23 protein-coding genes are annotated in these 20,949 nt (G+C 57.1%); 15 read left to right on the top strand and 8 right to left on the bottom strand.

Annotated features, from left to right (window positions below; genetic code table 11):
- The first annotated feature begins 295 nt into the window (after window positions 1-295).
- Window positions 296-1,681 carry a M16 family metallopeptidase gene (locus A377_RS0103225; protein ID WP_019894724.1) on the top strand — a complete coding sequence of 462 codons (1,386 nt, stop codon included), beginning with the start codon at window positions 296-298 and terminating at the stop codon, window positions 1,679-1,681.
- Window positions 1,681-3,018: a M16 family metallopeptidase gene (locus tag A377_RS0103220; RefSeq protein ID WP_019894723.1), complete on the top strand. Its 1,338-nt coding sequence runs from the start codon at window positions 1,681-1,683 to the stop codon at window positions 3,016-3,018. The genes A377_RS0103225 and A377_RS0103220 overlap by 1 nt, the downstream gene beginning before the upstream one ends.
- On the opposite strand, the gene A377_RS0103215 is transcribed toward A377_RS0103220, so the two are convergent.
- Window positions 3,019-4,368: an APC family permease gene (locus A377_RS0103215; protein WP_019894722.1), complete on the bottom strand. Its 1,350-nt coding sequence runs from the start codon at window positions 4,366-4,368 to the stop codon at window positions 3,019-3,021.
- 108 nt (window positions 4,369-4,476) lie between these two features.
- Between A377_RS0103215 and A377_RS0103210 the strand changes: the two genes are divergently transcribed.
- Genes A377_RS0103210 through coaD form a run of 4 tightly spaced genes read left to right on the top strand, consistent with a single transcriptional unit; the run spans window position 4,477 to window position 6,750 of the window.
- Window positions 4,477-4,845: a CidA/LrgA family protein gene (locus A377_RS0103210; RefSeq protein ID WP_028485222.1), complete on the top strand. Its 369-nt coding sequence runs from the start codon at window positions 4,477-4,479 to the stop codon at window positions 4,843-4,845.
- A complete protein-coding gene (locus tag A377_RS0103205) occupies window positions 4,845-5,570 on the top strand; it encodes an LrgB family protein (RefSeq protein WP_019894720.1) in 726 nt (241 codons plus the stop codon). The genes A377_RS0103210 and A377_RS0103205 overlap by 1 nt, the downstream gene beginning before the upstream one ends.
- A 27-nt stretch (window positions 5,571-5,597) precedes the next feature.
- Entirely contained in the window at window positions 5,598-6,272 is a 675-nt protein-coding gene (rsmD, locus tag A377_RS11725) for a 16S rRNA (guanine(966)-N(2))-methyltransferase RsmD (RefSeq protein ID WP_019894719.1), read from the top strand.
- A 1-nt stretch (window position 6,273) separates the two neighbouring features.
- Window positions 6,274-6,750: a pantetheine-phosphate adenylyltransferase gene (coaD, locus tag A377_RS0103190; RefSeq protein ID WP_019894718.1), complete on the top strand. Its 477-nt coding sequence runs from the start codon at window positions 6,274-6,276 to the stop codon at window positions 6,748-6,750.
- Between the two features lie 27 nt (window positions 6,751-6,777).
- Here the strand turns inward: coaD and A377_RS0103185 are convergent, their stop codons facing one another.
- Together A377_RS0103185 and A377_RS0103180 are read right to left on the bottom strand one after the other, a co-directional pair.
- Complete coding sequence (locus A377_RS0103185) at window positions 6,778-7,014, bottom strand: BrnA antitoxin family protein (protein ID WP_019894717.1); 237 nt, start codon at window positions 7,012-7,014, stop codon at window positions 6,778-6,780.
- Entirely contained in the window at window positions 7,001-7,285 is a 285-nt protein-coding gene (locus A377_RS0103180) for a BrnT family toxin (RefSeq protein WP_019894716.1), read from the bottom strand. Before A377_RS0103180 ends, A377_RS0103185 begins: the two co-directional genes overlap by 14 nt.
- Before the next feature lie 157 nt (window positions 7,286-7,442).
- On the opposite strand from A377_RS0103180, the gene A377_RS0103175 reads away from it, so the two are divergent.
- From A377_RS0103175 to A377_RS0103150, 6 genes are all read left to right on the top strand, one after another.
- Window positions 7,443-8,249 carry a TOBE domain-containing protein gene (locus A377_RS0103175; RefSeq protein ID WP_019894715.1) on the top strand — a complete coding sequence of 269 codons (807 nt, stop codon included), beginning with the start codon at window positions 7,443-7,445 and terminating at the stop codon, window positions 8,247-8,249.
- A 68-nt stretch (window positions 8,250-8,317) separates the two neighbouring features.
- The gene (gene modA, locus A377_RS0103170; protein WP_019894714.1) at window positions 8,318-9,091 is read left to right on the top strand and encodes a molybdate ABC transporter substrate-binding protein; all 774 of its coding nucleotides are present in this window, start codon (window positions 8,318-8,320) and stop codon (window positions 9,089-9,091) included.
- Between the two features lie 24 nt (window positions 9,092-9,115).
- Window positions 9,116-9,808 carry a molybdate ABC transporter permease subunit gene (modB, locus tag A377_RS0103165; RefSeq protein ID WP_019894713.1) on the top strand — a complete coding sequence of 231 codons (693 nt, stop codon included), beginning with the start codon at window positions 9,116-9,118 and terminating at the stop codon, window positions 9,806-9,808.
- Between the two features lie 3 nt (window positions 9,809-9,811).
- Window positions 9,812-10,903, top strand: coding sequence for a molybdenum ABC transporter ATP-binding protein (modC, locus tag A377_RS0103160; protein ID WP_019894712.1), 1,092 nt, complete (start codon window positions 9,812-9,814; stop codon window positions 10,901-10,903).
- A 91-nt stretch (window positions 10,904-10,994) separates the two neighbouring features.
- On the top strand, window positions 10,995-11,267 hold the full coding sequence (locus tag A377_RS0103155; RefSeq protein WP_019894710.1) for a CopG family ribbon-helix-helix protein: 273 nt from the start codon (window positions 10,995-10,997) through the stop codon (window positions 11,265-11,267).
- Window positions 11,264-11,554: a type II toxin-antitoxin system RelE/ParE family toxin gene (locus A377_RS0103150; protein ID WP_019894709.1), complete on the top strand. Its 291-nt coding sequence runs from the start codon at window positions 11,264-11,266 to the stop codon at window positions 11,552-11,554. Before A377_RS0103155 ends, A377_RS0103150 begins: the two co-directional genes overlap by 4 nt.
- A 79-nt stretch (window positions 11,555-11,633) precedes the next feature.
- Here the strand turns inward: A377_RS0103150 and A377_RS0103145 are convergent, their stop codons facing one another.
- The 5 genes from A377_RS0103145 to mutM all read right to left on the bottom strand — a co-directional run bounded on the left by A377_RS0103145 (window position 11,634) and on the right by mutM (window position 16,699).
- A complete protein-coding gene (locus A377_RS0103145) occupies window positions 11,634-12,083 on the bottom strand; it encodes a methyltransferase family protein (protein ID WP_019894708.1) in 450 nt (149 codons plus the stop codon).
- 69 nt (window positions 12,084-12,152) lie between these two features.
- Complete coding sequence (locus A377_RS0103140) at window positions 12,153-12,398, bottom strand: hypothetical protein (RefSeq protein ID WP_019894707.1); 246 nt, start codon at window positions 12,396-12,398, stop codon at window positions 12,153-12,155.
- A gap of 110 nt (window positions 12,399-12,508) precedes the next feature.
- The gene (locus A377_RS0103135) at window positions 12,509-15,202 is read right to left on the bottom strand and encodes a cation-translocating P-type ATPase (protein WP_019894706.1); all 2,694 of its coding nucleotides are present in this window, start codon (window positions 15,200-15,202) and stop codon (window positions 12,509-12,511) included.
- Window positions 15,203-15,229: 27 nt separating this feature from the next.
- On the bottom strand, window positions 15,230-15,787 hold the full coding sequence (locus A377_RS0103130) for a hypothetical protein (protein WP_157760720.1): 558 nt from the start codon (window positions 15,785-15,787) through the stop codon (window positions 15,230-15,232).
- 69 nt (window positions 15,788-15,856) lie between these two features.
- Window positions 15,857-16,699, bottom strand: a complete 843-nt coding sequence (mutM, locus tag A377_RS0103125) for a bifunctional DNA-formamidopyrimidine glycosylase/DNA-(apurinic or apyrimidinic site) lyase (RefSeq protein ID WP_019894704.1) — start codon at window positions 16,697-16,699, stop codon at window positions 15,857-15,859.
- 130 nt (window positions 16,700-16,829) lie between these two features.
- On the opposite strand from mutM, the gene A377_RS0103120 reads away from it, so the two are divergent.
- The 3 genes from A377_RS0103120 (at window position 16,830) to A377_RS11720 (ending at window position 20,941) form a co-directional block, all read left to right on the top strand.
- Window positions 16,830-17,042: a hypothetical protein gene (locus A377_RS0103120; RefSeq protein WP_019894703.1), complete on the top strand. Its 213-nt coding sequence runs from the start codon at window positions 16,830-16,832 to the stop codon at window positions 17,040-17,042.
- 137 nt (window positions 17,043-17,179) lie between these two features.
- Window positions 17,180-18,340 carry a LuxE/PaaK family acyltransferase gene (locus A377_RS0103115; RefSeq protein WP_019894701.1) on the top strand — a complete coding sequence of 387 codons (1,161 nt, stop codon included), beginning with the start codon at window positions 17,180-17,182 and terminating at the stop codon, window positions 18,338-18,340.
- 81 nt (window positions 18,341-18,421) lie between these two features.
- On the top strand, window positions 18,422-20,941 hold the full coding sequence (locus A377_RS11720; protein ID WP_019894700.1) for an aldehyde dehydrogenase family protein: 2,520 nt from the start codon (window positions 18,422-18,424) through the stop codon (window positions 20,939-20,941).
- Window positions 20,942-20,949: the final 8 nt, after the last annotated feature.

Below are 20,949 nucleotides of genomic sequence, written 5' to 3'. Positions count from 1 at the left end.
GAAAGCCCGCTTATTCCAGGCGAGGCTCGCTGGCCTTAGTCATTCTAAGGGCAAGAGCCACAACAACGAAGAAGTGGGCTTTCAGCCCCGCCCGAAGGGGCTTAGCCAAGTTTCCCAGCTCTACGTTGTGACGTTTTGTAAGGTCTGGACATGACTGCAACGCCACGCCTTGATCTGAAAAACCTGGCGTTGCCAGAAGCCAAACCGATTCAATCAGAGGTTCCTTTAGGGTTGAAACAAAGTTTTCCGGTATTATAAACCAATCACTTGGGAATCACAGGATGCAGGAGCTTTGATGATGGTCGGGACGCGCAGGAATTTTAACCAGGCCTGGTGGTTTTGGGGCTGGCTGGTGATGATGATGGGCATGAGCGGGCCGGTTCAGGCCGAGATCAGCACCTACGAACTCGACAATGGCATGCAGATTGTGGTCAAGCCCGATCATCGTTCGCCGGTGGCGGTGCAGCAGGTCTGGTACAAGGTCGGGTCCAACTTTGAGCACAGCGGCCGCACCGGGCTGTCGCACATGCTGGAACACATGATGTTCAAAGGCACGGAAACCCTGGCCCCGGGCGAGTTTTCAGACATCGTGTCAAAGCTGGGTGGTCAGGAAAACGCGTTCACGTCACGCGATTACACCGCCTATTATCAAGTGGTGGGAGCCGAGCATCTGCCCACGGTGATGAAGCACGAAGCCGATCGCATGCGCAACATTGCGATCACCGACGAACATTTTCAGACCGAGCGCGATGTGGTGGCCGAAGAGCGTCGCTGGCGCACCGAAGACCGTCCCAGTTCCAAACTGTATGAACTGTTTCGAGCCACCGCCTTTGTCAACAGCCCCCAGCACCATCCGGTAATCGGCTGGATGAGCGACATCCAGAACTGGACGCTGGAAGATGTTCAGGCCTGGTACCAGCGCTGGTATGCCCCCAATAACGCCACACTGGTGGTGGTCGGCGACGTGGACCCAGAACAGGTCTACCAGTGGGCAAAAACCCATTATGGCGTCCACGACCCGGAAGCCATTGCGCCGCCCAAACCACAGACGGAAATGCCCCAACAGGGCGAACGCCGCATTACCCTGAAAGCCGCCACCCACACGCCGGAACTGTTGATGGGCTTTCATGTGCCTTCTCTGGTCACAGCGAAAGACGCATCCGAAGTTTATGCCCTGGCCGTGCTTAATCACATTCTCGATGGCGACGACAGTGCGCGTCTGACCACCGAACTGGTGAACCAGTCCAAACTGAATTCGGCGTCCAGCTGGTACGACAGCACCAGTCGCTGGGAAAGCTTGCTGACCTTGAACGCGACACCCAAGCAGGGCCAATCACTGGAAGCGGTTGAAGCGCTTTTGTGGGACCAGCTTGAGCGCCTGAAAGCCTCCTCGATCAGCCAGGATGAATTGGATCGGGTGCTGGCTCAGGCCGAAGCACAACACATTTATCATCAGGATTCGATTCAGGCACAGGCGCGACTGCTGGGCATGCTCGCCAGTCTGGAACTGCCATTGGACACCTATGACAACTGGGCGAGCAATCTGCGCAAGGTCACCCCTGAGCAGGTGCAGGCCGTTGCCCGGAAATACCTGAAAGCCGACAAGGCGACTTACGCTCACCTTTACCCCAATGGTGAAACCGTTCAGAAAACCGCACCACCGGCCGGAGGAATGCATTAATGAAAGTCTGGAATCACTCTTTCACTCAACGGACAACCGGGTTGTCTTCATTGCTGGTCGGGCTGATCTGGTGGCTGTTCAGCGCTTCGGTTCAGGCCAGTGTCGAGATTGAACACTGGCAGACCGCCAAAGGCACGGATGTGTATTTCGTGGGCAGCGAACAATTGCCGATGGTGGATGTGGAAGTGCGCTTTGATGCGGGCTCCGCCCGCGATGGTCAGGCGTTCGGTCTGGCAGCCATAACCAGTCAACTGATGGGAACCGCCACGCCCAAACTGGACGAACGTGCCATTTCAGAAGGGTTCAATCGGCTTGGTGCCCAGTTTGGGGTCAGTGTGGGGCGCGACAGCGCCAGTCTTTCCATGCGCACCCTGACCCGTGAAAGCCTGTACGAACAGGCCGTGGATTTGTTTGAACAGAGTCTGGTCGAAGCCGTGTTCCGTCCCGACATTCTGGAACGCGAAAAGGCCCGGCTGGAAGTGGCGATCAAGCAGAAGGCCACCCAGCCACAGTCATTGGCGTCAGAGGCCATGTGGACGCGTTTGTATGGCGACCACCCTTATGCGCACCCGACCGAAGGGACGTTGGAAACGTTGGATCAATTGACGATTGACAAGATTCGGAATTTTTATCAGCAACATTATGTGGCTCGCAATGCGCAGGTCACGATTGTGGGCGATCTGAGCCGGGCGCAGGCCGAGCGTCTGGCCGAGCGCCTGACCCAGCGATTGCCCGGTGGTCAGATACCCAAACCGATTCCCCCGGTGAACAAGGTGGCACAAACCGGCCAGGCGGTCACCGAGTTTGATGCCACCCAAACCCAGATTGTTCTGGCGACGCTGGGCGTCAAACGTGGCGATCCCGATTACTACGCGCTGTTTCTGGGCAACCACCTGTTGGGCGGCAGCGGCTTTGCTTCCCTGTTGATGGAAGAGGTGCGTGAAAAACGCGGGCTGGTGTATGGGGTCTCCAGCGGTTTTCGCCCGATGCGTGCCGCCGGTCCTTTTGTGATCCGTCTGTCGACGCAAAACGCCAAAGCCCATGAGGCGCTGGATGTGGTTGAAGAGACCCTGAAAGGCTTTATGCAGGATTTTTCCGAGGAAAAACTGGACGCGATCAAAAGCAACCTGATTGGCGGGTTTCCGCTGCGGCTGGACAGCAATGCCAAAATCGCCGGTTACATCTCCATGATCGGGTTTTATGATTTGCCGCTGGACTATCTGGACCGGTTCCCGGAAAAAATCCGTGCGCTGAGCAAGGCCGAGGTCTTGCAGGCCTGGCAAAAACGCATGGACTTTGATCAGGCCACCCGCATTCTGGTGGGCCAACCGCAGTAGTCATTTGCTTTTTCGGCAGTGCCAGCGGGCGTAAAGCCAGGCACTGAGCGTGAGTGCCAGATAGAGGCCGATAATCACAAAGACGGTGGCCGGAGAGTGGCGGACTTCGTAATACAAAATCAACACACTGGCCAGCCCCAACCCGACGATGGCACTGATCGTGATCGTTGGGTTGGCTTTGGTCAGGTGTCGAATCCGGTAGTTGGCCACCGCCATCAATAGCGACACCCATAAAAAGGTGATGCTGCCAAATTCCACCAGCATTTTCAGGTTGCCGACCAATATCAGCACCGAGGCCGCCGTCGCCATGGTGATCACGGCATAGACGGGAATATGGCGGCCGGAGCGTTTGGCCAACGGCTCTGGAAAATAACCATCTTCGGCAATCACCGCCATCTGTCTCGAAGCGCCGAACAAGGTGCCACTGACCGCGCTGCTGGTGGCCATGAGCGCGCCCAATATCATCAAGTATAAGCCCCATTTGCCCAGCGCTTCGCTGGTGCCTGCGGCCAGCGCGTGTTCCTTGTTTTCGATGATCTGTTCAAACGGAATCGCCAGTACCGCGCCCAGCGCGATCAGAAAATAAATGCTGGCCGCAATCACAATCGCACTGTACATCCCTAACGGCAACCGTCTTTCCACATCGTCGATTTCATTGACCGCATTGGCCACCAGCTGGAAGCCTTCGTAGGCCACAAAGGTCAACGCCGCCACAATCAGAATCTGAAAGCCAAAGGCCAGCGGCTGGTCGGTGTCGGGCAATAACTCGGGCAGGGACGCATCGGCGTAATTGATCAGGACAAAGGCAATGATCGCCAGAATCACCAATTTGCCATAGACCAGAAAATCTTCCAGTTTGCCCATGCCTTTGACGCTCCAGCTGTTGATCAGCGCAAACCCGCTGAGCATGGCAATCGCCACCAGCTGTCTGGCCCAGGTCGGTGCGTCCCAATCAAAGCTGCTCAGAAAATAGGCGCTGAAGGTGTAGGCGTAAATCGCGAGGGTGCTGATAAAGCCGAAGATCACGTACCAGCCGATCAGTGACGCCGCAAAATGCGAGCCGGGGAAGGTTTTTTTGAAAAAGGCGTAGCTGGCACCTTCGTCCTTGAAATACACCCCGAGTTTGACATACGAATAGCTCGCCAGCAGGGCCACCGCACCGCCGATCAGAAAGGCCAGAGGCGTAAACACCCCGATCATGCCCACCGAAATTCCCAGCACCGTGAAAATGCCGCCACCGACCATGCCGCCGAGTGCGATCGCGATCAGTTCGGGCGTGCCCAGGCTTTTGTCGCGATGCCGATGCGGGCTTTTCTGTTTGCGGGTTGGATGCGAGTCAAACTGGGTCATGGCAAAATCCTTCGTTCCATACCGGGATGACGTTAAAATAACGCCCATTGAATGCAATCACAACCAGGCCTGGTCAAAATGGTGCCGGGTGAAGATAAGAGGAGCAACATGGCCTGGATTTATGGCTTGACCGGATTGCTGGTGTTTCAGTTGCTGGGCGAAATGAGCGTGCGCCTGCTGCATCTGCCGGTGCCGGGCCCGGTGGTGGGGATGCTGCTGTTGTTGGGCTGGCTGTTCTGGCGCGGCGACACCCCGCCGGCGATGGACCAGACCGCCAAGGGGCTGCTCACCCATCTGTCCCTGTTGTTTGTGCCCGCCGGTGTCGGTGCCATGGTGTATGCCGAAGAACTGCTGACCCATGCCTGGGCGGTGGCGCTGACGCTGACGGTGGGCACGGTGCTGACCCTGATCGTCACCGCCTGGGTCGCGCAGAAAACGCAGCGCAAACCCTCGGCCAGAACCAGAGGGGCTGACTGATGCCGGAATCCCTGCCACTGGCACAATTGTGGGTGTATCTGGCTGCCACGCCTCTGACCGGATTGACCATGACCCTGGTGGCCTACAGCGGGGCTGTGTGGCTGGGGCAGCGTTTTGGTTCTCCGGCCTGGCTGAATCCGGTGTTGTTGTCGATTGTGGCGCTGGTGGCGTTTTTGCAGGTCACGGACCTGTCCTACAGCGACTACTTCGCTGGCGGCCAGTTCATTCATTTTCTGCTGGGACCGGCCACGGTGGCGCTGGCGATTCCGCTCTATCAGCAGCGTGCCCATTTGCGTGAACTCTGGCGAGCCATCACCTTTGGGGTCGGCATCGGTGTGATATTCGGAGCGACCAGCGCCATCCTGCTGGCCTGGTTCGCCGGGGCCGACTGGCCCATGATGATGACGCTGGCGCCCAAATCCGTGACCGCGCCGATTGCCATGGGCATTTCCGAGCAAATCGGCGGTGTGCCCAGCCTGACCGCGGTGCTGGTGGTGCTGACCGGCGTGGTGGGGGCTTTGATTGGCCCCTGGCTGTTGCGTTGGATGGGCTGTCGCGATGAACGCCTGCAGGGGCTGGCGATGGGCGTAGCCGCGCACGGGATAGGCACCGCACGCGCGTTTCAGTTGTCGCCGTTGATGGGCGCGTTTTCCGGTCTGGCTATGGCGCTGTCGGGCATTGCCACCGCCTGGCTGCTGCCCTGGATCACCTATTGGGCCCCCTGAATTCAGGCCCCTTAACAGAGTTTGTGGATGAAAAAACGTAACCGATCTTCACAACGTCGCCCATCGGCGGCCAGAAACACGGCGCACTCAGCTTCAGGTGGTCACCTGAACGGTCAGAAAGGCGGTCAGGGTGACGGTCAGATCCGTCTGATTGGCGGTGACTGGCGCGGACGCAAACTGCCGGTGCTGAGCGCAGACGGTTTGCGCCCCACCTCCGACCGGGTGCGCGAAACCCTGTTCAACTGGTTGCAGTTTGACATACCGGGCGCACGGGTGCTGGACGTCTTTTCCGGTACCGGCGCACTGGGGCTGGAAGCGCTGTCGCGCGGAGCAAAACAGGTCACACTGCTGGAGGCAGCCTCGAAGGCGGCGCGGCAGTTGCAGGCCAATCTGCAGCGGCTGGCACCGGCACCGGATCGGGCGACACTGGTCGAAACCGATGCGCTCAATTGGCTGGTCCGGACGCCGGTGCCTGACCAGACCGTGTATGATGGCGTGTTTCTGGACCCGCCATTTGGTCAGGGCCTGATGCAACCGGCCGTGGACGCTTTGCTGAACGGGCACTGGGTCAATGACCGGAGTTGGTTGTATCTGGAACAGGAAAAAGACGCCGAATGGCCCGAACTGCCGCAAGGCTGGTCTGTCGTCAAGGAAAAAACCACCGCCCAGGTTCGTTTTGGACTGGCAAAAAAGGAAAGCTGATATGTCGATCACCGCCGTCTACCCGGGAACCTTTGACCCGATTACATGTGGTCATTTTGACCTGATCGAGCGCGCCGCCCGCTTTTATGAGCGCCTGGTGATTGCGGTGGCCGACAACCGCAACAAAACCTCGCTGTTCACACTGGAAAAGCGGGTGGCGCTGGCCAAGGAAGTCACCGCGCACATGCCCAATGTGGAAGTGGTGGGGTTCGATGGCCTGCTGGTGGATTTTGTCAAACGCATACACGGCAATGTGTTGTTGCGGGGACTGCGCGCGGTGTCGGATTTCGAATACGAATTCCAGCTGGCGTCCATGAACCGAAAACTCGCGCCCGAAGTGGAAACCATGTTCATGACCCCGGCCGAGCAATACGCCTTTATTTCCTCGTCACTGGTGCGCGAAATTTCCGCGCTCGGCGGCGATGTGTCGGATTTTGTGCATCCGGTGGTGGCCCAGGCTCTGCAGGAAAAACGCTGACCCCCTTTTTGACCAGGCCTGGTTGTTTTACACTTTGGTCGATTGCTTGAAGTAATCTCTCAGTAACGCATTGATCAGCGTTTGATAACCGATGTGTTCTTCATTGGCTTTCTTTTTTAAGAACAACAAGACATCATTATCCAGGCGCAAAGTTGTGGAGACTTTTTTAGCATGATAAAAGCGTCCACGCACCGCTTCTGAGAAATCATAGTGATCTTTTATCTCATAATCGTCCAGTTGTGCACGTTCTTCAACTGTTCTCATAAGCCTTAACCTCCTTGGTGTTGGCTGGCCGAGCAGAAATGATTCTGATAATTTCTTCTCCTTGATCCGAAAAGAAAAGGTTGGCGACCACTAGGATTCTGCTCTCTCGGGTGGCCCCTAGCGTGATCCAACGCTCTTCAAAATAAGAATACCGCTTATCCAGAAGGCAAAGCTGAAAAGGATCCTGAAAAATCTTTTTTGCTTGAGAGAATGCAATGCCGTGCTTCAGAATGTTCTGTTGGTTTTTTTGTTCATCCCATTCAAACTGCATGCAAACTCCGGTAGTTACAGTGTCACTACATAATTGTAGCAGAACGCAGGTGGATTCGTTTTTGAGATTCGTTTCTTTGAATCGAGCATTGAAAAAATATTTGCAAACGAAGTGATAGAAGACTAAAATTTTCTCGTTATGTACTAAAGGGAATAACGTGACTGACACAGCGCAACCGGAAAAACTGGTGCAATCGTTTTTGCTGGGCTCCAAGCAGTCGCGTTCGGGCCAGCGTCGCTTGACGCTTCTGGCCAAAATCGAACATCTGGGCTCGCTGAACGCGGCGGCCAAAGCCTGTGGCATGAGTTACAAGGGCGCCTGGCAGGCGGTGGAGGCGATGAATCAGTTGGTCGACACGCCGCTGGTGCATACCCAGAAAGGCGGAGCCGGCGGCGGGGGGATGGTGCTGACACCGGCCGGGCAGTCGCTGTTGCAGGCCTATCGGTTGTTTGAACAGCAGATGCAGGCCTGGTTGGAAACGCTGTCTCAACAGCCGCCGGAGATGTTGGATCAATTGGACTTGATAAGGAGAATGTCGATGAAAACCAGTGCACGCAATCAGTTTTTTGGGACCGTAACCCAGATTGAAACCGGGGCGGTCAATTGCGATGTGACCTTGCAGGTGCGCGACGGCTTGACCGTGGTGGCACAGATCACCCCGGCCAGCCTCGAGCGTTTGGGCATTGCCGAGGGCAGTGAGGTTTACGCGCTGATCAAGGCCAGTTTTGTGATACTGGCCGAGGACGATGGCATCAAAACCAGTGCCCGCAACCGTTTTTGCGGCGAGGTCAGCCGCGTGGAGGAAGGCGCGGTCAACACCGATGTCACGCTCGATCTGGGCGGTCAGCAGCAGGTCTCGGCCATGATCACCAACCAGAGTCGTGAGACGCTGGGGGTGGTCGAAGGCGCTCGCTTTTGTGCACTGGTCAAGGCCAGTCATGTGTTGCTGGCGGTGGCCGACTAAACATCCGCACAGGGCTCAAAATTTTTTGTTTTTCGATATGTATAAAAGGTAATAAAGGAAGTGTTTCTATGAGTTTGATTAAGCGTTTTTTTGCCAAAGCCCTGTTTGGCTTGTCCGTTGCGGCGTTTTCCCTGCCCGCGTTCAGCGAGAGTGCGACCATTGCGGTGGCCGCCAATTTCACCAAAACCATTGAGGTGATCGGCGAAGCCTTTGAACAGGAAACCGGGCACGAATTGAAATTTTCGTTCGGCCCCACCGGCAAGCTTTACGCACAGATCAGCAACGGTGCGCCGTTTGACATGTTTTTTGGCGCCGATGAAGCACGTCCCCAGAAAACGATTGAGGATGGCATCGGCGTCGCCGATCGGTATTTTGTTTACGCCCAGGGACAGATTGCGCTTTACAGCGATCGGTATCCGGTCAAAACCCAGGCCAGATCGGTGCTGGAAAACGCCGATTTCAAACACCTGGCCGTCGCCAATCCCAGAAATGCGCCCTACGGTGATCGTGCGGTCGAATTTTTGAAGGGCGCGGGCCTGTATGACGGTGTGGAAAAGAAAATTGTGTCCGGCGAAAGCATTGCCCATGCCTTTCAGTACGTCGCCACCGGCAATGCACCGATTGGGTTTGTGGCTCTGTCGCAGATTGTGGACCCGGAAAGCCCGATTTTTGAAAAAGGGGAATACTGGGTGGTGCCGCAGGACACCTATCAGCCCATCAATCAGGGGGCCGTGGTGCTCAAACGCGGACAGGACAATGCCGCCATCACCGCCTTCGTGGACTTTATGCAAAGCGAACAGGCCATTGGCATCATCGAATCGTTCGGTTATAAAGCGCCCTAATCAACCTTGGAAATGGATTGAGTTATGCAATTATTTGGAATCGAGGTGGAATGGCAGCCGATCTGGCTGACATTGGAAATCGCCGCCATGACCACGGTGGTGCTGTTGGTGCTGGGCACGCCTCTGGCATGGTGGATGGCCAGAATGAAATCGAGCAACAAAGTCCTGTTGGAAGCGCTGGTGGCCTTGCCGTTGGTGTTGCCGCCCACGGTGCTGGGGTTTTATCTGCTGATTGCGATGAACCCCAATGGCATGGTCACCGAAACCCTGAGTTGGTTTGGCTATGAGGGCCAGCTGACCTTCAGCAAAACCGGGCTGGTGATCGGCTCGGTGTTTTATTCGCTGCCGTTTGCGGTGCAACCGCTGATGCACGCGTTTGAAACCATCCCCAATCGATTGCTGGATGCGGCCGCCACCTTACGCGCGTCCTTTCTGGATCGCTTTCGTACCGTGGTGATGCCGCTGGCGCGACGCGGATTTCTGACTGCGGCCACTTTGAGCTTTGCGCACACCGTGGGCGAATTCGGCGTGGTGTTGATGGTGGGGGGCAACATTCCCGGAGAAACCCGCATGGTCTCGATTGCCATTTTTGATCACGTCGAAAGTCTGGAATACGCCCAGGCGCATTTGCTCTCGGCGATGATGCTGGTGTTCTCGCTGGCCGTGTTGATGCTGGTGTACGGACTCAACCGTAAGTTTGAAGTGAAGGTGGGCTAAACCATGAAAACCAATCATCTGAAAGGAAATTTGACCCTGGACCTTGGCGGCTTTGCTCTCAACAGCGGCGATTTTAATCTGCCCATGTCGGGTGTGACGGTGCTGTTCGGTCGCTCCGGCAGTGGCAAAAGCACTTTGCTGCGCGCCATCTCGGGACTGGACAAACGCACGCACGGTCAGCTCTCGTTTGCCAACACGGTTTGGCAGGCAGGCAAACAACATCGGCCCACCGCCGAGCGCGACATCGGGTTCGTGTTTCAGGATGCGGCGTTGTTTCCGCATTTGAGCGTGCGCCAGAATCTGGACTACGGCATCAAGCGCCTGCCCAAAGGCAAAGCCCCTGCGGATTTCGACCAGATTGTAGAGCGGGTCGGCGTGGCGCATTTGCTGGACCGCGACATCGGCTTTCTGTCCGGCGGTGAGCGCCAGCGGGTAGCGATTGCCCGTGCCCTGTTGATGCAACCCAAATTGCTGTGCATGGACGAACCGCTGTCCGCGCTCGACTGGCGCGCCAAGGCCGAATTGCTGACTCTGATCGAAGAGCTGGTCGAAAGCCTGCAACTGCCGGTGCTCTACATCACCCACGACCCGATGGAAGTCGAGCGGCTGGCCGATCAGGTGGTGGTGATGGCGGACGGCCGGATCCAATCGGTCGAGCCGCTGACCCAGTTGCTCAATCGGGCCGACTCGCCTTTGTTCGATCATCAGGGCGCGGTGTCGGTGCTGCAGACCCACCCGCTCGAAAGCGGCGGCGTTTCTCAGGTCCGGGTGGCCGACCAGACGCTGTCGTTGCCCGGCTCCAGAGCGACAAAAGGGGCGCGCCCCTCTCAGCGCCAGTTATCACGGGTGCGCATTCTGGCGCGCGACGTCACCCTGGCGCTGGAAGACCCGCACAAAATCAGCACCAGCAACCATCTGGTCGCCACCGTGGCGGAATTGATCGATCAGGACGATCACAGCCTGTTGGTGCGTCTGAAATTGGCCGACGAACAAACTTTCTTCGCCGAAGTCACCCACGACTCCGCGCAACGACTGCAATTATCACCAGGCCTGGTCGTTTTTGCCTTGATCAAAACCGTGGCGCTGAACCGTTAAAAAGCAAAAGGATCTCCCGGTTTTTCTCGAAAATTGATGGCTTGGTTGGACTATGATGTAATACTCTGTAGTCAATCAACGGAGAATCCTTATGAGTGTCACGACCGTTCGTCTTCAGGCAGAGGTTGAGCAGCATCTTGATGCGATGGCAAACAAGCTGCATCGAAGCAAAAACTGGATCATTAATCAGGCGCTGAATGAGTACATCGAGAAGCAACAGCAGGAGCATGTTCGTTGGCAGCAGACACTGGAAGCGATGGAGTCCGCTGCGGCAGGCAAGGTGGTTGAGGCCAGTGAGGTGCATGAGTGGTTGAAAAGCTGGGGCACTGAAAAGGAATTGAGCGCACCGGGGCCTGCTGAGTGAAACTGGTGTACACAGAAGACGCGGTGGCAGATTTGATTCGTTTGCGCGAATTCATTGCCGTTCACAATCCCCATGCTGCAGCTCGAATGGCTTCTGAGCTCGTGAATAAGATCGAATTGTTACCAGACTTTCCTGAACTGGGCGTTTCAGTGAGACAGGCACCGGACCCGGCATCACTGAGAGACATTATCTTTGGTCAATACATTGTCCGTTATTCGGTCCATGCCGATACGATCATTATTTTGCGAGTCTGGCATTCTCTCGAAGGCGAACGCGATTCATTGTGAACGCATGCCAAAGACCAGCGATGGTCCTGAATGACCAGGCCTGGTCATTTATGCCCTGATGGATTTCTTGGCTGAGTGTTCAGAACAGATACGGCACCATCTTGTGGGTGCGTTGTTGATAGTCTGGGTAGTCGGAAAAGCGTTCGCGCAGGAGTGATTCCTCGTAGTGCAGTTTGATCAGCAGGTCCAGAATCAATGCGCCCAAAAGTGCCCAGCGCAGTGGCGAGGGTGTGGCGATCACCAGCGGGGCGAAAAACAGCAGCAGAGATGTGTACATGGGGTGGCGTATCCAGCGGTAAGGCCCGGCTTGCACCAGCGTTGAGTCCGGGCGAGGGTCGGGCACGATATTGAAATGCCCCAGGTGCATGGTCTGCACCGCCCACAGTCCCAGCACCACGCCCAGAATCTGCCAGACCAACCCAATGCTTGTGAGCAGCCAGGGGCCTGTCACCAGCAAACCGCCCAGGGCCGCAAACTGGACGCTGACCAGTCCATCATAAGAGATGAACGGGTGTTTTAATCGGCGCATTCGATTGATCATTGCTTATCCGTGGTTTCGCTGGTTCCATTCGTTCACGGCGACAAACTGCCTGCACATTTAACCAGGCCTGATGGTTCTGATCACGTTTTTCAGCCAGAGGTACAGCACGCCGGAACCAATGGTCAAAGGCACCAGTCCCAGAATCCGCTCGATGCCGTCAAACGAATGGTATCCGTTGTTGAATCGGGTTGGGATCTGGCCATCGATCAGGATCATGTAGGCGATGTACAGCAGCGCCGCGCAAAAACCCACGACCAGCAGATGCCTGGTCAGTCGGTTGCGTTGGTTGGTTTTGTCGGCCATATTGCGATCCTTTCGTAACCAAGGGCACAGAAAACACAAAAACCACCAGGCCTGGTGAAAAAGCTTGTTCGGCCGGCATGGTGCTGTGCCAAGCTGTCGCGGTTTCCGTGTCAGAGCCAGCGCAAGCCAAACACCTGTTTGAGCGAGGACAGGGCGAGCGTCGGCAAAGCACCCATAAAAAGCGCCATCAGCAAGTGCGGACTGCTCAGGGCTTCGGTGCCGATGGCCAGTTGCCCGAATGGGGTATAGACCATCAACAATGACAGGGCTGCGGACAGTGCCACCGCACCCAGCAGCATGCGGTTGCTGAAAGGGTTGCGCTGAAACAGGGTGGTGAAGGTGCGCGCATCAAATACGTGTACCAGTTGCCCGAAAATCAGGGTCATAAAGGCCAGTGTCTGCGCATAGGCAACCGATTCGCCCAGTGACAGGGCGTGGAAAAACATGAAAAAGGTCATGCCGCCCATGACCAGCCCGCGGGCCACAATCCGCGTGCCCAGATGGTCGGCAAAAAAACTTTCACCGGAGGCGCGCGGCTGGCGTTTCATCACGTCGTCTTCGGCGGCATCAAACCCAAGCGCCAGCGCCGGGATGCCGTCACTGACCAGGTTGATCCACAGAATCATCAGGGGCGCGAGCGAGAGCATGGGTTCGTCGATGATGACCAGAAAGGCAAACAGAATCGCCGAGACTTCGGACACATTGGCGGTCAGGGCCTGGCGGATGAATTTGCGGATGTTGTCGTAGATGCGCCGTCCCTCGCTGACCGCATTGACGATGGTGGCAAAGTTGTCGTCCAGCAATATCAGGTCGGAGGAGTCCTTGGCCACGTCGGTGCCGCCCTGGCCCATGGCGATGCCGATGTCGGCCTTGCGCAGAGCCGGGGCGTCATTGACGCCGTCGCCGGTCATGGCAATCACATCGCCATTGCTTTGCAGCGCCTGCACAATGCGCAATTTGTGCTCGGGTGTGACTCGGGCATATACACTGACGTTGGCGGCGCGGGTAATCAGTTCTTCGTCACTGATCTGGTTGAGTTCGGGGCCGGTGATCACATCGGCGCTTTCGTCTTTGACAATGCCCATTTGCGCGGCAATGGCTTTGGCCGTCACCGCATGGTCGCCGGTGATCATGACCACGCGCACCCCGGCCTTGTGGGCCGAATGCACCGCTTTGGTGGCTTCGGGACGTGGCGGATCGATGATGCCGTGGATGCCATTGATGACCAGACTGTGTTCGAGTTTTTCCGCTGGCAGATCGATTTCATTGTCCTGCAAAGGGCGGTGAGCCACGGCAAGGGTGCGCAGAGCTTCGCGCCCGAAGGCTTCGACCACCTCGGTGATGATCGATTCGTTACTGACGATGTCGAGGCGTTTGTCGCCGCAGTCGATGGCATCGCTGTGGCGGGCCACCACGTCGGGCGCGCCCTTGACGATCAGGTGATGCTGGCCGTGGTCGTCCTGCACCACCACACTCATCATCTTGCGCCCGGAATCGAACGGATGGGTGCGCACCACGGAAAAATCTTTTTGCAGCGTTTTGGCGGTGATACCGGCTTTGGCCGCCGCGACCACCACCGCGCCTTCGGTCGGCAGCCCCTGAATCCGATACTGGCCGTTTTCTTCCACCAGCTCGGTGTCGGAACAGAGTACCGAGAAGCCGAGCATTCGGGTCAGATGAAAATGGTGTTCGGGGGTGACCACATGGCCATTCGGGTCGGTAAAGTCGCCTTTGGGTTCGTAGCCTTGTCCGCTGATGTCGTAGATTTCGCCGCTGGCCCAGAGTTTGAGCGTTTGCATTTTGTTCTGGGTGAGGGTGCCGGTTTTGTCGGAACAGATGACCGAGGTCGCGCCCAGGGTTTCCACCGATGCCAGCTGCTTGGCCAGAGCGTGGCGGTGCATCATCTGCTTGGCCCCGAGCGTCAGCACGATGGTGACCACCGTGGGCATGCCTTCGGGAATCGCCGCCACCACCAGTGAAATGGTGGTGGTGACCAGTTCCATCGCCGTCAGTCCCTGATAAATGCCCAGCGCGACGATCAGCGCCACCACCACAAACGCCGCCCAGATCAGGGCGTGTGACAGTTCCTGAATGCGGCGCTGCAACGGGCTCAGGCGCGATTCGGTGGTTTGCATCAGGTCGGCGATCTTGCCCACTTCGGTCTGCATGCCGGTTTCGGTGACCACGGCAATGCCCTGGCCGCGATTGATCGGCGTGCTCATAAACACGCGATTGCTTTGGTCGCCCAGCGCCAGGTCGGCTTCGGGCAAGGCCTGGGCCTGTTTCTGCGCCAGTTCGGATTCGCCGGTCAGCGCGGCTTCGTCGATCTGAAGGCTGTCGGCTTTGAGCAGGCGGGCGTCGGCGGGAATGATGTCGCCGTTGGCCAGTTTGATCAGGTCGCCGGGGACCAGTTCGCTGGCGGGAATTTTCTGCCATTCGCCATCACGCATGGCCAGACACTTGGGTGCGGCCATGTTTTTGAGCGCATCAATCGATTTCTGGGCCTTGTATTCCTGCACAAACGAAATCATGGCGTTGATGACAATGATCACGCTGATGGCGATGGCGTCAATGTGGTGTCCGGTCATAAAAGACAGCACGGCACCCACGGCCAGAATCACCAGCAAAGGGTTTTTCAGTTGCGACAGAAACAGCATCAGAGCCGATGTTTGTCTGGTCTGTTGCAGACTGTTGGGACCGTATTCGCCCTGTCTGGCCTCGACCTGGTCCGGGCTCAGTCCGTTTTCCGAATCGGATTCCAGTTTTTTCAGCACATCGGTGGATGACAGTTGGTGCCAGTTCATACGGTTTCCTGTTTGTCGGTGTCCGGGTCAGTCGGACTGTTGGTTGTAGGTGGTCAGTTGAAAAGGAATCTGAATTTCGCGCCCGTCAGTCAGCGTGATCAGGACCGTGACCTGCCAGCGCATTTCGTCGTTGGTGCAGAAGGCCAGCATCAACGGTCCGGCATAGCGTTTTTCTGACTGCTGTTGCAGGGTGACGCGGTTATACCCCATGTACATATTCAGCCCGGCCACATCCAGTTCCAGTGTTTGAATCGTCTCATGGGAAAAGCCGCTCAAGCGCACGTTCGCATTCAGGCTGCGCGCCACCTTGACCGGTCGGGGACTCAGCGACAGGGTCACGCTCTGTGTCGGTTCCGGTATCTGACCGGGCACCTGTGCCAGGGTCACACGTTCCGGGGCTTTGGCCGTGCAAACGTCCTGACGCAGATCGCAGTCTTTCTGCATCGGCCAGACCGTGGGGGCGGGACCGTCGTTTTGCTGAGAACAGCCCGCCAGCCCTGTTGTCAGGATGGTCAAGGTCAGCAACAAAAACCATAAGGGGCCGAGTAAGGATTGTCTTAGTGGGCGGCGTACAAAATCATGCATGGCAATCTGACCCTGGTGCGAAGAACTCTATATTAGTGAAACCTCGCAGGGAGTACAAGCGCGTGTTGGTCATAAGGCTTCCGGCTGGCAATGTGGGCAGAAGTAAGTGGCGCGCTGACTGAGGACCCGTTTTTCAATCGGCTGCGCGCATCGCCGACATGGGTCGCCTGCGCGGCCATACACAAACAGCTGTTGTTCAAAATAACCGGGGGTGCCATCCGGGGACAGAAAATCGTTCAAGGTGGTGCCGCCCTGATCAATCGCCGCTTGCAGGACGTGACGAATCCGCCCGGCCAGAGCGTCACATTGCGCCAGTGTCAGGCTGTGGGCCGGGGTTTGCGGGTGAAGGCCGGTCAGAAACAGGGCTTCATTGGCGTAGATATTGCCGACCCCCACCACAATCTGGGCGTTCATCAGGCAGGTCTTGATCGCGCTTTTTCGGCGCGACAGCGCATCAAACAGGGCCGTTCCGTCAAAGTCGTCGCTGAGCGGCTCCGGTCCCAGTTTTTTCAGCAGCGGGTGCTGTGCCGGAGGTTCGGTGGTCCACAGCCAGGCCCCGAAGCGTCGCGGATCGTGGTAACGCAGGCAGGTGCCTTCGTCCAGCACCAGATCAATGTGATCGTGCTTGCGCGGCGGCGTCTGCTCTGACACCAGACGCAAACTGCCCGACATGCCCAGATGAATCAGCAAAGTGCCCACAGGCGTTCCTTGCGGGCGGGTCAGGGTCAGCAACAGGTATTTGGAACGCCGCTGAATCCCGGAAATCACCAGGCCTGGTAACAATTGGGTCAGTTCGGCCGGTACCGGCCAGCGCAGAGAGCCCTGACGGAGCACGAACCGGGTGATGGTCCGGTCTGTCAGGCTGGGCGCGATGCCGCGGCGGGTGGTTTCCACTTCGGGTAATTCAGGCATAAAACGACTCGACAAGGGTAGCGGCAAAGCACTCATTATAGAACAGGGCACCGATGGCGCGAACCTTGCTGCGGGAATATCGGTACACAAATCGGCCAATTGGCCGATAAAGAGGTTAGGAGGGACGCTTATGCAAACGCAACACTATTGCCTCGAAAAAGACGAATGCGGCTATCACATTGTCGGCGCAAAAGGATCGGTCGCTCTGTTTGCCGGACTGGAAGACGCCTTTGAGGCTTTGCAGACTCTGCGCGAAAACCTGCCGCTTCACAGAATGACGCCGCAGGCCTTTCGGCGCTGGCGGCGTGAACAGATGTCTGAAACGTCCGCCGCGCAGGCTTGATTTGATCCCCTTTTTAAATCCGACTGGCAAGGTGCGCACTCGGACCTGAAAAGTTACATGAAACTTGCATGAAAACGGTCCTTAAAAAATGTATGATTATATTTCACTAAACGCTAAGTAATCATAAGGATCCTTTCATGTTCAGCCAGTCTGATTCTGAACCCCTGTCGCCTGCCCCCGAATCCGTTGCCGCTTTCTGCCAACGCAGAGAGCCTTATTTGCCCAATGCGCAAACGGATCAGCCTTTTATTCAAGCCATGCGTGACATCACCCATTGGCATCAGCAGCAAAGCCCCTGGTATCGGCGTTTTGCCGAATTAAACGGGGTGGAAGCCGCCGAGATTCAAACGATGGATGATGTGCTGGCCTTGCCGCCGATTCACGCCAATTTCTTCAAACGCAATCAGGTGTTGTCTCTGCCTGACCAGGGGCAGTTGAAAACCCTCACCTCTTCCGGTACCACCGGGCAGAAAAGTCAGATGTTTTTTGATGAATTCACTTTGGGTCACGCCCGTGACATGGTGCTACGCATTATGGAACAACGTGGCGTCATGTCCGATCAACCCGCGCATTATCTGGTCAACGCCTATGAGCCGTATGAAGGGCTAAAGGTCGGCACCTCCAACACCAACCAGTTTCTGATGCAGTTTGCGCCGGTGGCAGAGCAGTTTTGGGCGCTGCGCTATCTGGGCGCGGAAGGTCATCAGTTTGACGGTTTCGGTGCCATCAACAAGCTCAAGCAATGGGCGCAGGGCGATACCCCTGTGCGGATTATCGGTTTTCCGGCGTTTTTGCATTTTATTCTGCAACGGATGGCGTCCATGAACGAAGCGCCGCTGCGGCTGCCGGAAGGCAGTTGGGTGATGTTCGGCGGTGGTTGGAAAGGCCATGCCGATCAGGCCATTTCCCGTGAAGACATGCGCGCCCAGATTGCGCACTGGCTGGGCATTCCTGAGACGTCGGTGATTGAGAGTTTCGGCTCGGTGGAGCACAGCATTCCTTACGTCACCTCTCGTCAACACCGTTTGCACCAGCCGATCTGGTCGCGGGTGGTGATTCGGGATGTGAAAACCCTGCAACCTTTACCGCCTGGTGAACCAGGGTTTTTGTCGTTTGTGTCGCCTTATATTACCTCTGTGCCCGCGCACAGTATTGTGATGGGCGATATGGCGGTCTGGCACCAGCCGGATCTGGCGGATGCCGAAGAACCGCCGACGCCCTGGTTTGAAATACTGGGGCGCGCCGGGGTATCGGCCAACAAGAGTTGCGCGGTGGCCGCTGCGGAAATGTTGAAGTGAACGGTGATGATCGGACGTAATCAAAACGGTTAAGGCGATCAAGACGTCTAAGACGACAAAAAAACGGGGATAAAACAGAAGATGGCACAGCATTTTTGGTTTGGGACGTGGCTCGATCACGCCCAGTTGGCGGACAAGGCGGCTCAGTTGCCGGACGTGGTTCAGGCGGCGTTGGACGCGCCTTTTCCATATGATGATTTTTACCAGGCCTGCGAACGGGTGGCGGCGGATCTCAGCACCGACTCGCCTTTGTTTGACAGCTTGGTGGCGGCGGTCGCAACGGATATGGATGCGCAGGAAGCGCGTGACATGATTCGCGCCATGCCGTCGGATTTGCAAAAGGCCACTTTGCAGAAAAAACTGCTCAGCGAACTGGGAACCGCCAGGCCTGGTGATTTGGAGCGTCGTTATCCCGACCGGCAATTTGAAGCCTGGTACCCGGTTGGGCTGGTGACGCACGTTATGCCGGCGAATGTGTTTCTGGTGGCCGCGCTGGGGCTGGTGGAATCGTTGCTGGCGGGCAATCTGAATGTGGTCAAGCTCAGCGCGCGCGACTCGGCGTTTGCCGCGCTGTTTGCCGAGGCCTTGTGTCAGGCTGACCCGGGCGGGCGTTTGCAGCAGTATGTGGCGGTGGTGCACGTGTCGTCGTCCGATCAGGACTTATTGCAAACCTTTTTCGATCAGTCGGATGCGGTGTCCGTCTGGGGTGGGGAAAAGGCGGTCGCCGCCGTGCGCGACATGACCGGCGAAGGCACGCGCGTGATTGCCTGGGGGCATAAAATTTCTTTTAACTATTTCGCTGAGGATCTGTTTGCTGACGAAACGGCCTATCAGCAGGCGATTGAGGGCACGATGCTGGATATGTGTCGGCTGGACCAGCAGGCCTGCTCCAGCCCGCAATCCTTGTGGGTGGAAGGTGACCGCGCGCGTTTGAACCAAGTGGCGGAAGACCTGGCCGCGGCGCTCAAAGCCAAGGCGCACACCTTACCCACGAAAATACCAGGCCTGGCGGAACAGGCGGAAATCACCACCGTGACCACCATTGCCAAAGCCGAGCAGGCGTTTGGGGTGACGCAGGTATGGGAATCGGATAATAACGAATCGCCCTGGCGGTTGTTGTTGGACGAGCGCCCAGGCCTGACCCCGTCGCCCTTGTATCGTACCTTATGGATTCGACCGATTGAACGCCGGCAGATTCCGATGCTGTTGCGCCCGATGCGTGCCTGGTTGCAATCGTGCGGCTTGGCTTGCGGGCAGGGTTCCTTGACGGAAGTCACCCGTTATCTGCTGGGTTCCGGAGTGACGCGCATTGCCCGCCCGGGTGAAATGATGGGCGGTTATCAGGGTGCGCCGCACGACGGCGTTTATGCCTTGCAGCGGTTTACCCGCCGAGTGACGGTGGATGCCCCAGCACACCTGTTGGCGAAAAGCGGCGTCGGCCGTTTGGCCGAACTGGAGGCGTCTCCCGTTGAACGCCCAACCGCGACGCCGGAGACCCCCATTGCTGGCAAACCCGAGTTTCGCGCCTTGGCCGAAGCCTTTGAACAGCCAGACCTGGTGTTTCGCAGCGGCGGTTCCAGCGGGGCACCCATCTGGTCAAAATTCACTTGGGACGACTACCATCTGCAAATGCGCTTTGCCGCCCATGGCATCGTGGCCGCCGGTTTGGATCCGGAGCGCGACCGGGTCATCAATCTTTTTGCGGCCGGACAGATGTACGGCAGTTTTATCAGCTTTTGGACGATTCTGGAAACGTTGCGCGTGCCGCAGCTGCCGATGTGTCTTGGCGATTATTACGATGAAGTGATTGACGTCATCCAGCGCTTTGACGCCACCGCGATGGTCGCGCCGCCGTCGTTTGCCATTGCGCTGTTTGAGCGCGGTGGCGAGCGGTTGAAAAACGGTTCCTTGAAAAAAGTGTTTTACGGCGGCGAACTCATGACCGCCTCGCAAGTGGCGTTTTTAAAGGCGCATGGGGTGACGGTGGTGCGTTCAGCGTCCTATGGTTCCAACGATATTGGGCCCATGGGGTATCAATGCTGGGCGTGTGAAGGCACGCAACACCATTTGCTGTCGGCCGCCAAGTCGCTGGAAATCGTGGCAATGGATTCCAATGAACCGGTGCCGGTAGGCGAGATCGGACGGCTGATTTTTACCCCGAAAGATCGCATTCAGCCTCAGATTGAGCGCTATGAAGTCGGGGATACCGGGCGCTGGATCACCGAACCCTGCGCCTGTGGACGCACGGATCCCAAGTTTGAACTCACTGGCCGTACCGGGGATTTCTTCAAGGCGGGTGGTCCCTTTTTGAATTACCGTGAATTTGTGCGCATTCTGGAACAGGGCTTTGATTACATCGGGCCGGTGCAGGTTCAGATTCACCCGAGTCACCAGAAAAATGAAATTCGCGTCTGTTTGCTCGACAACGCCGGTCTGGAAGCGGAGGCGGTTCGAAACCGCTTGGTGGCCGATTATGAGGTGCTCAACTATATGATTGAGGCCGGTTTGGGCACGGAAGTGTCGGTGGCGTTGATGCCACGCGAACAAATGGACACCGTGCGCGCCAGTGGCAAAATTCGCCCAGTGTGCGATTATCGATAAGGAAGGAT

The sequence above is a fragment of the Hydrogenovibrio halophilus DSM 15072 genome (genome assembly GCF_000384235.1).
GTDB lineage: Bacteria > Pseudomonadota > Gammaproteobacteria > Thiomicrospirales > Thiomicrospiraceae > Hydrogenovibrio > Hydrogenovibrio halophilus.
This window is presented reverse-complemented; position numbering and strand designations above follow the sequence as displayed.

Excerpts from the sequence above, each read along its gene's own strand:
- A377_RS0103130 (WP_157760720.1), bottom strand. The coding sequence starts at position 15,787 with ATGCATGATTTTGTACGCCGCCCACTAAGACAATCCTTACTCGGCCCC.
- mutM (WP_019894704.1), bottom strand. The coding sequence starts at position 16,699 with ATGCCTGAATTACCCGAAGTGGAAACCACCCGCCGCGGCATCGCGCCC.
- A377_RS0103220 (WP_019894723.1), top strand. The coding sequence starts at position 1,681 with ATGAAAGTCTGGAATCACTCTTTCACTCAACGGACAACCGGGTTGTCT.
- A377_RS0103180 (WP_019894716.1), bottom strand. The coding sequence starts at position 7,285 with ATGCAGTTTGAATGGGATGAACAAAAAAACCAACAGAACATTCTGAAG.
- modB (WP_019894713.1), top strand. The coding sequence starts at position 9,116 with ATGCAATTATTTGGAATCGAGGTGGAATGGCAGCCGATCTGGCTGACA.
- modC (WP_019894712.1), top strand. The coding sequence starts at position 9,812 with ATGAAAACCAATCATCTGAAAGGAAATTTGACCCTGGACCTTGGCGGC.
- A377_RS11720 (WP_019894700.1), top strand. The coding sequence starts at position 18,422 with ATGGCACAGCATTTTTGGTTTGGGACGTGGCTCGATCACGCCCAGTTG.
- coaD (WP_019894718.1), top strand. The coding sequence starts at position 6,274 with ATGTCGATCACCGCCGTCTACCCGGGAACCTTTGACCCGATTACATGT.
- A377_RS0103185 (WP_019894717.1), bottom strand. The coding sequence starts at position 7,014 with ATGAGAACAGTTGAAGAACGTGCACAACTGGACGATTATGAGATAAAA.
- A377_RS0103120 (WP_019894703.1), top strand. The coding sequence starts at position 16,830 with ATGCAAACGCAACACTATTGCCTCGAAAAAGACGAATGCGGCTATCAC.
- A377_RS0103140 (WP_019894707.1), bottom strand. The coding sequence starts at position 12,398 with ATGGCCGACAAAACCAACCAACGCAACCGACTGACCAGGCATCTGCTG.
- A377_RS0103205 (WP_019894720.1), top strand. The coding sequence starts at position 4,845 with ATGCCGGAATCCCTGCCACTGGCACAATTGTGGGTGTATCTGGCTGCC.
- A377_RS0103115 (WP_019894701.1), top strand. The coding sequence starts at position 17,180 with ATGTTCAGCCAGTCTGATTCTGAACCCCTGTCGCCTGCCCCCGAATCC.
- A377_RS0103210 (WP_028485222.1), top strand. The coding sequence starts at position 4,477 with ATGGCCTGGATTTATGGCTTGACCGGATTGCTGGTGTTTCAGTTGCTG.
- A377_RS0103155 (WP_019894710.1), top strand. The coding sequence starts at position 10,995 with ATGAGTGTCACGACCGTTCGTCTTCAGGCAGAGGTTGAGCAGCATCTT.
- A377_RS0103215 (WP_019894722.1), bottom strand. The coding sequence starts at position 4,368 with ATGACCCAGTTTGACTCGCATCCAACCCGCAAACAGAAAAGCCCGCAT.
- modA (WP_019894714.1), top strand. The coding sequence starts at position 8,318 with ATGAGTTTGATTAAGCGTTTTTTTGCCAAAGCCCTGTTTGGCTTGTCC.
- A377_RS0103135 (WP_019894706.1), bottom strand. The coding sequence starts at position 15,202 with ATGAACTGGCACCAACTGTCATCCACCGATGTGCTGAAAAAACTGGAA.
- A377_RS0103145 (WP_019894708.1), bottom strand. The coding sequence starts at position 12,083 with ATGCGCCGATTAAAACACCCGTTCATCTCTTATGATGGACTGGTCAGC.
- A377_RS0103225 (WP_019894724.1), top strand. The coding sequence starts at position 296 with ATGATGGTCGGGACGCGCAGGAATTTTAACCAGGCCTGGTGGTTTTGG.
- rsmD (WP_019894719.1), top strand. The coding sequence starts at position 5,598 with ATGAAAAAACGTAACCGATCTTCACAACGTCGCCCATCGGCGGCCAGA.